The organism is Aquirufa sp. Wall-65K1, assembly GCF_054558475.1.
The window spans coordinates 396,727-409,517 of sequence record NZ_JBPXKD010000004.1 but is presented as its reverse complement, the minus strand read 5'-3'; the positions used below and the strand labels follow the sequence as shown (position 1 = coordinate 409,517).

The 12,791-nt window shown below is 36.6% G+C and carries 9 protein-coding genes and 1 tRNA gene; 6 read left to right on the top strand and 4 right to left on the bottom strand.

All coding sequences use genetic code 11. The features are described from left to right. Window positions 1–158 precede the first annotated feature (158 nt). The 3 genes from ACST15_RS09185 to ACST15_RS09175 all read left to right on the top strand — a co-directional run bounded on the left by ACST15_RS09185 (window position 159) and on the right by ACST15_RS09175 (window position 3,627). A complete protein-coding gene (locus tag ACST15_RS09185) occupies window positions 159–917 on the top strand; it encodes a tyrosine-type recombinase/integrase (RefSeq protein WP_459454352.1) in 759 nt (252 codons plus the stop codon). 274 nt (window positions 918–1,191) lie between these two features. After that, a complete protein-coding gene (locus ACST15_RS09180; protein ID WP_459454351.1) occupies window positions 1,192–2,571 on the top strand; it encodes a hypothetical protein in 1,380 nt (459 codons plus the stop codon). Window positions 2,572–3,030: 459 nt separating this feature from the next. Continuing rightward, the gene (locus tag ACST15_RS09175) at window positions 3,031–3,627 is read left to right on the top strand and encodes a hypothetical protein (protein WP_459454350.1); all 597 of its coding nucleotides are present in this window, start codon (window positions 3,031–3,033) and stop codon (window positions 3,625–3,627) included. Window positions 3,628–3,999: 372 nt separating this feature from the next. On the opposite strand, the gene ACST15_RS09170 is transcribed toward ACST15_RS09175, so the two are convergent. Further along, window positions 4,000–4,073, bottom strand: a tRNA-Asp gene (locus ACST15_RS09170). Between the two features lie 74 nt (window positions 4,074–4,147). Here ACST15_RS09170 and ACST15_RS09165 point away from each other — a divergent pair. Then, entirely contained in the window at window positions 4,148–4,666 is a 519-nt protein-coding gene (locus tag ACST15_RS09165) for a DinB family protein (RefSeq protein ID WP_459454349.1), read from the top strand. Between the two features lie 277 nt (window positions 4,667–4,943). Beyond that, entirely contained in the window at window positions 4,944–5,717 is a 774-nt protein-coding gene (gene dapF, locus ACST15_RS09160) for a diaminopimelate epimerase (RefSeq protein ID WP_459454348.1), read from the top strand. On the opposite strand, the gene ACST15_RS09155 is transcribed toward dapF, so the two are convergent. After that, a complete protein-coding gene (locus ACST15_RS09155; RefSeq protein ID WP_459454347.1) occupies window positions 5,704–7,488 on the bottom strand; it encodes a hypothetical protein in 1,785 nt (594 codons plus the stop codon). The two genes, dapF and ACST15_RS09155, sit on opposite strands and share 14 nt — an antisense overlap. A 107-nt stretch (window positions 7,489–7,595) precedes the next feature. Between ACST15_RS09155 and ACST15_RS09150 the strand changes: the two genes are divergently transcribed. Beyond that, on the top strand, window positions 7,596–9,350 hold the full coding sequence (locus ACST15_RS09150; protein WP_459454346.1) for a phospho-sugar mutase: 1,755 nt from the start codon (window positions 7,596–7,598) through the stop codon (window positions 9,348–9,350). Between the two features lie 237 nt (window positions 9,351–9,587). On the opposite strand, the gene ACST15_RS09145 is transcribed toward ACST15_RS09150, so the two are convergent. Together ACST15_RS09145 and ACST15_RS09140 are read right to left on the bottom strand one after the other, a co-directional pair. Continuing rightward, window positions 9,588–11,180, bottom strand: coding sequence for a peptide chain release factor 3 (locus tag ACST15_RS09145; RefSeq protein WP_459454345.1), 1,593 nt, complete (start codon window positions 11,178–11,180; stop codon window positions 9,588–9,590). Between the two features lie 86 nt (window positions 11,181–11,266). Next, the gene (locus ACST15_RS09140) at window positions 11,267–12,745 is read right to left on the bottom strand and encodes an APC family permease (RefSeq protein WP_459454344.1); all 1,479 of its coding nucleotides are present in this window, start codon (window positions 12,743–12,745) and stop codon (window positions 11,267–11,269) included. Window positions 12,746–12,791 lie beyond the last annotated feature (46 nt).

The following is a 12,791-nucleotide window of genomic DNA, read 5'->3' as shown; positions in this document are numbered from 1 at the left end:
CCAACACGAAACCAGTGATGTTTTAAACCAAGATTATCAATACCTTAGACAAAATTTAAACGAAAAAACAAGCAATTATTACACAACTATTTCTACAAATCTGTCCAAGTAATAAGGGGTTTGTACAGAAGCACTACTATTTGGAGGAATGGTTGAAGATGGACATTATTGAGGAATATGAACACTTTTTAACTGAGGACCGGCAAATGTCATTGAACACAATACACAACCGCTTAAAAGTAATTAAGGCGTTCCTCCAAATTGGAGTAAATGAAGGTCTAATACCTTTCAATCCATTCAAGAAGTTCAAAAAGGTACTATACACCGAGGATTCAGATGTGGTTGTTTTTACCAAACAGGAATTAAATGACTTAGAGGAACTCGATTTTTCTGACAATCCATATTACGATAGAATTCGAGACCAATACCTCTTATACTTATGGTCAGGAGTCCGTAAGAGTGACTTAAAGAACTTGGTCAAGGTAATCAATCCAACCACCAAGGTTTACACCTTTAGAGCGGAAAAGACAGGGGAAACTTGTCAGGTACCAGCATTCGAGACATTGAAAAGACTTGGGGAAAAATATAATTATGAATTCCCTGACCCATATAGTGATACCATCATATTGGAGGAGATTAAAAATATATGTCAACTAATTCCATCCATGAGGATTACAGTTGAGAAAAAATCGACAAAAGGTGGTAAAAAGGTCCGTGAATACAAGAAAAAATACCAAATGATCGTTATTCACACGGCTAGGAGAACATTGGCTACACTTTTGGTGGATGCTGGTCTCTCCTATCATCAGGTGATGAAAATCACCGGTCATAAGAAGTTGACGACCCTTCAAAAATACATCAAAAGTGAGGCAGATGTGGATGGAATGTTAGCTGTGGGGAATGGGTTGTTGAGGTAAAGGTATAACCATTTTTTAGCAAAAAATATAGATAATTCTGAACATATTTCTTTCAGATTTAATAATAACCTATTCATATCATTGAGAGATACTTTAAATGATATTTTGAACTCATTTATTTATTGAATTTGGCCTCTTAGGTTTCTCGATTTTTTTACTAAACATATATTTATGTAGATAATACATATATTACATGAATTCATAATTTAAAAGTAGAAGTTCTATAATTGACCAATATACATTTGAAAGAGTCAAGAAAATAGAACCTATAATTATGTATAATTTATGTATTAGGATTGTGTGTTTATTATTATTCATTCCAACTTTAGTAAGTTCCATTAACTTTGAATGGTTTGATACAAAGTCAAAACAAAATGAGCGAATTAATTTAAATGCGAGGATATTAGAGAGAAAAAATCAAAGGGGCGAGTGGATAAAAATTGATAAATTAACATTTTCAAATATAGATTTAAGGGATATTCCGAATACCTTAATCCCGATCAAATTTAATTTCTCAGGAAAATATTTATTTACAATTCCTGGCACTGGTCAGGTATATATTTTAGATAAAAAATCAAAGATATTTACTCGTATAGATGAAACATACTATCGAGGTTATAATTTGAACGCCCTTCAATTCATCCGAAACGACACATTGTTTAGCTTAGGTGGACATGGGTTTTGGCTGTCAAACAATATCTTAACATTCTTTGATTTTCATCGCAAAGAATGGTCTGTTGTGGGAAACGAAAATAATCAACCTTTTTTTGGAGTCACTGCTGAAACGGCCGGCTTAATGAAGAACAAAAACGAAATAATTTCGATTGTAAGTTCTAAGGAAAATTCTCCTAATACCTCTAAAATATTTGAATTATACATATTTAATCTAAATTCCCGAAGGTGGTTTAAAATAGGCCACATCGACTATTCTGTCTTAAAAAACTTAGGTATTGTTAGTTCTAAATTTATAATGTTAGATGATCTAATATTTTTCAATGACCCATTACAAGGATATTTTGCAGATATTCAAAAAAATAAAATTTTCAAATATACAGGTGTCAAAAGGGATTTTTTCAATTCACATTCAAAAATTTATATTGAAAATGGTTGGGTTTATTCTATTACCAAAAGTAATAGTAAACAATTTGAATCAATTATAATCGATTCCTTGAACCTTCAAGATATTAAAAAGGGCGCTAAATCAGTAGCTAAACTCTACAATTCAGTCCAAATAGGAACTACAGTTTTAATAATCTATTCCATAGTTGGTATCACAATTGCATTATTTGTATTAAAGCCATTGTCGACGTACTATATTTCAAGTAATAAATTAAACAGATTATTTACAAAAAAATATCAAAAAAAGTTACCTAAAGGAGGGGGTCAATTTGTTAGGCATTTTAAAGATAATGGTTTAGAATGTTATTTAACAACAGATGAGATGTCAAATTTGCTGAACATTAATAAAAAAGCCTATGACACTCAAAGACAATATAGGAGCCAATTTATATGTAATATGAATGAATTTTTTTATGAAAATGCGGAAATAAAAAACGCCATATTAAGAATTAGCTTAGAGGATGACAAACGATTTGTTAAATACGGGCTAAAGCAAGAGGCTATAGAATTTGCCCTTAAGAATAATCTTATTTGAATATCTATTTTTCTCCCATTATCACCATAAAGATGTAATGTCAATTATTAATTATATAACATACCTACAATAGATCTTGTCTCCTTGATTTTCCACTTTCCAAATACTTTCCATTCCTCCAAAAGTTAACTAGGTTTATTTATTGTGATTATTCATGTGTAAAATATGTATTATACATAATTGACCTTCGAGAAACAAAAATAAATACGGTGCTTTGTATCATGATTTGCTGAACAAACTTGTTGAAAATAAAATTTTCAGCAATACCAAAGAAATCATAATCTCACTTGAAATTTAAAAATGATTGAGATTATCGGATTCAAATTTAAGACTATATATATATATAATTTAGAACACAGTAATCTGTACAGACCCTACTCATAGTGGGGTCTCTGTATTTTATATCAGGTCAATTTTTCTTATAGTATCATTAAAGGCTAAGATTTAAAACATTAAAAAATGTTGTATTTAGATAATTCAATTAATGATTTTATTACATTATATCTCCTAAAAAAGAATTTCATACTGATTACAGTTCTTACTTTGTCATTGGCCTTTTACATATTTTTTTACAACATTTTCAAAAATAATAAAGTCAAAATCAAACAAGTTTCTTCAATTTACTTTGGATTTCTCTTCCTGATGTTACTTTCTAATACAGTTTTCAACCAAAATAATAAATTGGAATCCAAGAACAAAGAAAAGTCAAATGCAGCACAATTGGACATTTTGGACTATGCACAATTCTCTGAAACTAACCTATCTGAATTTTCGAAAAAACCACAAGTGACAATTTTATTCAATACAGATAAGTTGGAAAGTGAAAACATTGAAATTAATTCTCTAAACTTGGAATTGACCAACATTTTATTTTCAATTAACAATGAATGTTTATTAATTATTCCAATTATTAACATTAGCCCATCTGAAATTAGAAATGGTATAAATCTCAATTTAGAAAGTGATTATGTTAACAAATTTCGGGGTTCGCTAAAGAAAAATTATCAAAATCCACCAAGATTTAAATTAACATGCGATCAAGGACAAATAGAATAAATGATTGTAATCATAAGTAATATTTTGGTAAAGGGTTATCCATACTTCCTCCAAATTAAAGAAAGTTCTATTCTCTAAAGATTCTCAACCTAACGACTAAGTAAGATACGGTTAAAATTGATTACCTTATTTCCTGAACGATCAGCAAAATAAAACAATAAAATCTCCCCAAAATATTAATCAAAAGTACCATTCAAAGATTTGCCGACCCTTCAAAAATACATCAAAATTGAGGCTGATGTGGATGGAATGTTAGCGTTTGAGAACAGGTTACTGAGGTAAGGATTCAAGGTGAAATCCGATTTGTAGCACCCCATTTAGCACCACCCATAAAAAAAGTCCCTGAAAATCAGGGACTTAACTTTATTTCAGCGGTCCGGACGGGACTCGAACCCGCGACCCCATGCGTGACAGGCATGTATTCTAACCAACTGAACTACCGGACCGTCTTGTAATGTGGCACAAAATTAGCTAATTTATCCTTTCAAACAAATGCCCAAGCAAAAAAAACCTAAAAAATATGTTCCCTCCCGCCTCCTATGAATATCCGAAAACCAGCTACTTCGCTGAATATCTGAATTTTGAGTCGTCCGAAAACCTATTTGAAGTTCTCGAGAACCAATCAAAAATAATTCAATCCACCTACCAAAAGCTAAGCCCCCAGCAATGGACCTTTGCTTATGCACCGGGAAAGTGGACTTTACAACAATTACTAGGGCACATGATCGATACAGAACGTATATTTTCTTACCGGGCTTTGTCCATCAGTCGGGGTGAACAACAGTCCCTACCCGGTTTTGATGAAAATAGCTATTTGGAACATGCCCAATATGAAAATCAAAACCCTGAACTAGTCCTCCAACAATATTTGACTACCCGCCAAGCTACTTTTAGCCTACTTCAATCCTTCTCAGAAAACCAATGGAATCAACTCGGAAACGCTAATGGCAACTCCGTTTCCGTCCGCGCCCTTTCTTGGATGATTGCTGGGCATGAAAAGCATCATTTGGGAGTTATAAAGGAGCGATATTCAATGTAGAATGTAGAATGAAGAATGTAGAATTGTTGTGTCAACCAGTTAATCAATGAAGTATGTATGATAATTGACTATTTTTTATTTTGCGAGTGACAATATAATAGCAATAATTCTACATTCTTCATTCTACATTCTTCATTCTACATTCTACATTCTTCATTCTACATTCTACATTCTACATTCTTCATTCTACATTCTACATTCTTCATTCTACATTCTACATTCTTCATTTTTCATTCTACATTCTTCATAGATTTCTACTTTTCTCTATCTTTGCCCCATGAAATTCTACAAATACCAAGGCACCGGAAATGATTTTGTGATCATCGATGACCGAGCTGGAGCTTTCCAACTTGGCCAGAAAGAGATTGCTCATTTATGTCACCGTCGATTTGGTATAGGTGCTGACGGTTTAATGCTTTTGCAAAAGGCGGAGGGTTATGATTTCCGAATGGTCTATTATAATTCAGACGGAACCGAAGGTAGCATGTGTGGAAATGGAGGAAGATGCCTTGTGCGATTTGCTTCAGACCTTGGCATTGTTCAAGATTTCACCACTTTTATTGCCATTGATGGGGAACATCAAGCCCACATTGACCCAGATAAAATCTCTTTGCACATGCAAAACGTTGCAGAAATTGAAACGGTATCCAACGACTATTTCGCTCAAACAGGATCTCCGCATCTTGTACGTTTTTGCTCAGCTGTGCAGTCCGAAGACGTTAAAAATACCGGTGCTCAAATCCGTTATTCTGATACATTTAAAAGTCGAGGTGGTACCAATGTCAATTTTGTTGAATTGACCCCAAAAGGCCTTTTTGTACGAACGTACGAGCGGGGCGTAGAGGATGAAACTTATTCCTGCGGAACAGGCGTTACAGCAGCAGCTTTAGTAGCCCACACCATACATGGCTTAAGCAGTCCAGTTGCCATTCAGACCCTGGGTGGAAACCTTTCCATTGAATTTAAAGGAAATGCTCAAACAGGTTTTTACGATGTATTTTTAATAGGACCTGCCGTACGCGTTTTTGAAGGAGAAATCACATCCCTCTAACGGGAATATGAGGCAATAAGCCTACCAAGCTCGTTTGATTACCTTCTACCCGAAATACCTTAACCCGATAATCCCCATCAGGTAGGTAAATAAAAGGCAAAAATCCAGCTGCTTTTCTGACATAAATAGCATCATGATTCTTAATTTGTCGGGCACGATCTAATTCCATAAAATACAAACTGAATACCCAATGTTCTTTTTGTGCATTTTCAAAAACAACATACATGCCATCTGAGCCATGGGACATTTTTACTCGCGTCTTTTCGCCGAAATAACGTAATCCATTCTTTTCTAATGTAAACTGCAATAAATCACTCCCTTTAGGTGCCTTTGTTAGGCTAGGTATGTCGGCTTGAAAGTCCTTTTCCAACTTAGCTTCTCGTGTATCCAAAGCAAAAAATCCTTTTTTGAAAGTCAAAGAAACTACATCATTGGCATATTGTACAGATGCCGGTAATTCTGCTGTAAAGTCGACAATTGGACCTCCTAACTGAGCAAGTTCTTGTAGATTTGGCGCTCCCAAATCAGCCTTTCTGCCTAAAGAATCTTTGAAATAATAATGCTCTCGATGCTGAATACTATGCTTAATGATGGCCGCTGATTCGGCACTGGTAAAATTCACCACGGCTAATAAATTATTCCAATAAGACATGCCAAAATACAACATGGAAAAGGTGACAAAAGCCCCAGCTTTCCAAGATTTAATGTTGGGAAATACATGCCAAATCATCAAGCATAAACTCATTAAAAACAAGGTACTATTGATTGCATATCTACTCTCAAACACAAATTCAATGGGTAAATTAGCTCGGCCAATGGAGTAAATAAAGGCCGTAGCCAGGATAAACAATTGAATGGACAGGATAAAATCCAATGAAGATTTTTGACGAATTAATTGATAGATATGTCGGAATACAAACAAAACCCATGCTCCAAAAACAAGCATACCCACGACTAAACTTAACTGAACTCGAAGCTCTGATGAAGTTGAAAAAAACACCCCGATAAAAGAGCCTAAATACACAAAGAATGTTTGCGTGATGGCTCCAAACAAATGTAAATTATCCGTCAAATGTCCCCGTTGATATGGATGCTGATATCCCCACATGTACAAACTAAAAAAGGCTATTCCGCCTATTATCCAAAATAACCAATAGGAAGGAGAATAATTTTTTAATATGGGAAATGCGGCTACAAACAATAAAAAACCATTTCCACTGGTAAATACAGCGATGAAAGCTAAAATAATGGCCAAAGTAAATTGTGTTTTTGGTTTACCTTTTCCATCTAACACAAAAAATACTGCTAGAATGAAAAACACAATACTATTGTGTTGCAAGGCGCAAACTGGCCAAAAAACATTGTGAAAATAGGCAGCATTATACCAAATAAAGGCTAAGGGAAGAATCCACCAATGAGGTAATTGATAGCGCTGTAGATAGGCATTTAGAATAACATGTACACCCAATGTAGCCCCTGCTCCAATAATATTTAAGGTCATGTAATCAATTTTACCCGTAATGGAATATTGAATTAAACTAACGATAGATAAGTAACCTTCACGGTGTTCATTGCACTGTGAGGCCAACAAGGCTATTTTATCAATGAAACTATCTTGACCATGAAAAAAGCGAATGATAAAGCCATTGATGGCACTCCAATCATCGGCAAAGGGAGCATTTATGCCATATTTCTGAAGAAAGAAATAAAAGAAAATGGCAGGAGCCAGAGAAAGAAAAAAATAAAAATACCGCTGGCTAAACAAGTTCATCAAACCAATTATTATTCTTGCGAAAATTTTCTAATTTAGAGGCAATGTGTTCGTATACCCACAAAAGTAAGCAAATAATTTGACAGCCCTCTTTGAAAATTAACCCTATGGCATTACACCTTGACAATACTACTCAGCAAAATGTAAATCAATGGCTTTCTGGAGCCTATGATGCGGAAACAAAATCTCAAATTCAACAATTAATAGACCAAGAAGATCAAATCACCTTAACCGATTCCTTTTACAAATCGTTGGAGTTTGGTACGGGGGGTATGAGAGGTGAAATGGGCGTTGGATGCAACCGTATGAATCGTTATACGGTAGGTGCAGCTACACAAGGCTTCGCTAATTATTTATTAACGGTTTTGGGTAATCAAAAAATTAAAGTGGCCATAGCCCACGATTCAAGAAATAATTCCCCAGAATTTTGTCGGATTGCGGCTGATATTTTTACGGCCAACGGCATAGAAGTATATTTATTTCCTGCGCTTCGTCCTACACCTCAATTATCTTTTGCGGTGCGTCATCTGGGCTGTCATGCTGGATTGGTAATTACGGCATCGCACAACCCGAAAGAATACAATGGATATAAAGCCTATTGGTCGGACGGTTCTCAAGTAGTAGCCCCACATGATAAAAATATCGTGGCGGAGGTGAATGCCATCCTTTCGGTAGATGATATTAAGTTCCAAGGTAATGATGCATTATTACACTTGTTAGATGATCAAATCGATCAAGAATATTTAAAAACCATTCAAACAAACTGCCGTCAGCCAGAAGTAATTCAGCGTCAAAAAGACTTAAAAATCGTTTTCTCACCGATACATGGTACGGGCATTACCCTGGTGCCAAAAGCATTAGCTCTTTTGGGCTTTACTTCAGTTCATGTGGTGAAAGAACAGGCTGAACCCAATGGGAATTTTCCCACGGTAATTTATCCAAATCCAGAAGAAAAAGAAGCCATGACATTGGCATTAGATCAAGCAAAAGCCTTGGATGCGGATTTAGTTATTGCCACAGACCCAGATGCGGATCGCGTGGGTGCCGCAGTCAAAAGCCCAAGTGGAGAATGGCAATTGTTGAATGGTAATCAAATGGCCAGTTTGATATTGTATTACTTATTGAAAGTAGACAAAAAACTAGGCAGATTAACGGGCAAGGAGTTTGTGGCTAAAACGATTGTTACCACGGATTTAATTGATAAGATGTGCGCTCAACAAGGGGTACCTTGCTACAATACTTTAACTGGTTTCAAATACATTGCCCAGGTAATTCGGGAATTAGAGGGCAAGGAGAAGTTTATAGGAGGAGGGGAAGAGTCTTATGGCTATTTAATTGGTGATGCTGTCCGTGATAAAGACGCGGTGGCCTCTTGTGCCATGATTGCCGAATTAACTGCTTATGCGAAGGATCAGGGGAAATCCCTCTTCGATTTTCTAGCAGAAATGTACATGGAGAATAATTTCTATTATGAGGGATTAATTTCCTTGACCAAAAAAGGAAAAGCAGGGGCGGAGGAAATCAAACAAATGATGATTAACCTACGGTCTAATGTTCCTGCAAGTGTGGCAGGCAGTAAACCGGTAAAGGTGTTGGATTACGAAGGCTTACAAGCAACCGATTTAACCACCGGTCAGGTTAGTCCCATCGTGGAAGGAAGAGGTATAGAGGCTTCTAATGTGATTCAATTAATCTTAGCTGATGGCTCAAAAGTTTCCGCAAGACCTTCAGGAACGGAACCCAAAATCAAGTTTTATGTCTCAGTAAATGCTCCTTTAGCCTCGGCTGCTGATTTTGATGCCACGTTTCATTCCTTACAAGCAAAAGTAAAGACCATTCAAGAAGATTTAGGCCTCAAATAGGATACTTTGCCAATGAGTCGATTGCGATGTTATCCAAACAATAAAACCTAGGCAAAATTCCTAGGTTTTATTGTTTTAAGGCATTTTCAACGCTCTTTTTCCTAACGCTGTCAAGGTTTAAAACCTTGCCAGCGTTGAGCGTTGTAACGTTTTTCAAACTAATTATATTGTCCAATAAATTGATAATGAATGAACAGTCGATTTGACTAAAGAATTTGATCTTTGGCTTTTAATAGTTTACGCTAACTTAAACTCCGAGGTAAAATGGAATTCAATTTCTGGATTATTGGTTTGGTTCATTCGTAAAATCCAATCGGACTCTGCCAAAAACACATAATTACCATCTTTATCCTGGGCGATATTCTGACCTTTTAAACGAACGAATTCTTGCAACTTCTTCGGATCTTCGGAAGTAATCCAACAAGCTTTACTTACTTGCATGCCATCAAATCGGCATTTAGCTCCATACTCATGCTCTAAGCGGTATTGAATTACTTCGTATTGCAAATCCCCTACTGTACCAACAATTTTACGGTTACCTAATTGGGGTTGCAGAAATAATTGAGCAACTCCTTCATCAGTCAATTGATCAATACCTTTTTCCAATTGCTTGGCCTTCATTGGATCTAAATTGATTAGTTCCTTAAAAATCTCAGGCGAGAAATTAGGTATCCCTTGGTAGTTCAATACTTCCCCCTCTGTCAAAGTATCTCCAATTTTAAAGTTACCTGTATCATATAAACCAATCACGTCACCGGGGAAGCCTTCTTCAATCACCTCTTTCTCTTGAGCCATAAAATTATATGGGTTCGCGAAGCGCACATTTTTCTTTAAACGGATATGTTGGTAAAAGGTATTACGCTGAAAAACTCCCGAACATATACGCAAAAAGGCAATTCTATCTCGATGTTTTGGATCTAAATTGGCATGTATTTTGAACACAAATCCTGTGAATTTCTTTTCTGATGGATCCACCACACGCACATCTGTTCCACGCGCTTGGGTAGGAGGAGCTATTTTGGTAAATGTGTCTAACAATTCTTGTATACCAAAATTATTAACAGCTGAACCAAAAAACACAGGTGCAATATCCCCTGATAAATATTCAGCCCGATCAAAAGGCTCATAAACGCCTTCAATCAACTCCACATCCTCCCGCAATTGAGCCGCATCTTTGTCCCCTACCCTTGCTTCCAATTCTGGGGTATGTATGTCGACAGCCACCACATTTTTTTCAATCTTGGTTTTATTAGCTGAGAACAAGTTTAATGAACGATCCAATAAATGATATACCCCTTTGAAATTAGAACCCATATTGATTGGCCAAGTTAAGGGGCGCACTCGAATGGATAATTTTTGTTCCAATTCATCCAACAAATCAAAGGGATTTTGACCTTCACGGTCCATCTTATTGATAAAAATAATCACGGGTGTTTTTCTCATCCGACAAACCTCCATCAATCGTTCGGTTTGTTCCTCTACCCCTTTCACGCAGTCGATCACCAATATTACTGAGTCTACCGCCGTGAGGGTCCGATAAGTATCTTCTGCAAAATCCTTGTGACCAGGAGTATCCAAAATATTAATTTTCACACCTTGGTAATCGAATGTCATAACGGATGTTGCTACCGAAATACCTCTTTGGCGTTCAATTTCCATGAAGTCAGAAGTAGCCCCTTTCTTGATTTTATTCGACTTTACTGCGCCGGCTGTTTGAATAGCCCCTCCAAAAAGAAGTAATTTCTCCGTTAAAGTTGTCTTTCCTGCATCGGGGTGGGAGATAATTCCAAAGGTTCTTCTTTTGGCAATTTCGGCTGCGAGCTTACTCATTCAATGAATATTTTAATTAGTTTGCAAAAATACAGCAAAAAAAAATGGCACCCAATTTGGGTGCCAAATATTACTTTCTTGTTGACTTAGTTGTTTTGGTTCAAGTTGCTATGCTTTTTACTATAAAGGAAGTAAACAAGAACACCTAAACTACCCCAAATCAAGAAGGATATTTTTGTCTCTGTACGTAATCCCCACATCAAATAAAGATTACATAAGATACCTGCAGTAGCTACGAATGGTAACCAAGGAGCACGGAATGGGCGCTCGATATTTGGTTCACGAACACGAAGTAACCAAACTGCACCACAAATCATGGCAAAGGCTAATAAGGTACCCGAACTACACATTTCAGATACTTTGTCGATTGGAGTTAATGCAGAAACAACGGAAACAATACCTCCTACGAAAATGGTACTTTTCCATGGTGTTTTGAATTTCGGGTGAATCGCGCCAAACAAACCTTTGGGTAATAATCCGTCTTTGGCCATACCCAAAAAGATACGGGTTTGAGATAACATCATTACTAACATGACGGAAGTTAAACCTGCTGTTGCAGCAATAGTCACAATGTACATGGCAATAGGTAAACCAGCCCCTTCAAAAGCTGAAGCAACTGGTGCTTTCAAATCCAAAGTATCGTATTTAACCATACCAGTTAAAACCAAGGAAACTAAAATGTACAACAAGGTACAAATCAATAAAGAGGCAATAATGGCGAATGGAATATCTTTCGTTGGATTAATCGCTTCACCTGCTTGAGTAGAAACGGCATCAAAACCTATGTAGGCAAAGAAGATGATACTAGCCGCTGTCACTACACCATTAAATCCATAGTGCTGTGCCCCCGATTCATCAATCACCGCTTCCGGTATAAAAGGATGCCAATTTGCGGTGTCTACATAAAAAGCACCGACTACAATAACAAAAATTACCGCAGCCACCTTCAAAATAACAATTAAGTTGTTGGTACTAGCTGCTTCTTTAATTCCTTTAACCAAAACCCAAGTTACTCCCCAAACAATCAAGAAGGCAGGTAAATTGAAAGCAAAGGCAAAATCGGGTACCGTTTCACCTGCTGCTCGTAGCTTTTCAGCTTTTTCAGCTGCTGTAACAGGATCATTCGTGAGATAAATCGGTAAGTTAATGTTGAAGAGATGTAATAGTTTTTCAAAATACCCAGACCAAGCCACGGCTACCGTGGTAGCTCCCATCATGTATTCCAAAATTAGGTTCCAACCAATGAACCAGGCAAAAAACTCACCTACTGTACCATATGAATAGGCATAAGCTGAGCCTTCCACAGGCAAAATCGAGGCAAATTCAGCATAACATAATGCTGCAAACGTACACGCTACACCCGCCATCACAAAAGATAAGGCCAAAGCAGGACCCGCCCAATCATGTGCAGCAATTCCTGTCAAGGTAAAAATACCCCCGCCAATCACCGCACCGATACCCAAGGAGGTCAAAGCCCATTTTCCAAGAACACGTTTTAATTGATTGTTTTTAACGTCAGCTGCATAGGCTTCCAACGGTTTTTTTCTCCAAATACTGTTGCTCATAGCATCAAATTTTTAAATGGAAATCATTAAAAAGCCGGTGCAAATA

Coding starts and splice junctions, on each gene's coding strand:
- ACST15_RS09175 (WP_459454350.1), top strand. CDS start 3,031: ATGTTGTATTTAGATAATTCAATTAATGATTTTATTACATTATATCTC.
- dapF (WP_459454348.1), top strand. CDS start 4,944: ATGAAATTCTACAAATACCAAGGCACCGGAAATGATTTTGTGATCATC.
- ACST15_RS09185 (WP_459454352.1), top strand. CDS start 159: ATGGACATTATTGAGGAATATGAACACTTTTTAACTGAGGACCGGCAA.
- ACST15_RS09145 (WP_459454345.1), bottom strand. CDS start 11,180: ATGAGTAAGCTCGCAGCCGAAATTGCCAAAAGAAGAACCTTTGGAATT.
- ACST15_RS09165 (WP_459454349.1), top strand. CDS start 4,148: ATGTTCCCTCCCGCCTCCTATGAATATCCGAAAACCAGCTACTTCGCT.
- ACST15_RS09140 (WP_459454344.1), bottom strand. CDS start 12,745: ATGAGCAACAGTATTTGGAGAAAAAAACCGTTGGAAGCCTATGCAGCT.
- ACST15_RS09180 (WP_459454351.1), top strand. CDS start 1,192: ATGTATAATTTATGTATTAGGATTGTGTGTTTATTATTATTCATTCCA.
- ACST15_RS09150 (WP_459454346.1), top strand. CDS start 7,596: ATGGCATTACACCTTGACAATACTACTCAGCAAAATGTAAATCAATGG.
- ACST15_RS09155 (WP_459454347.1), bottom strand. CDS start 7,488: ATGAACTTGTTTAGCCAGCGGTATTTTTATTTTTTTCTTTCTCTGGCT.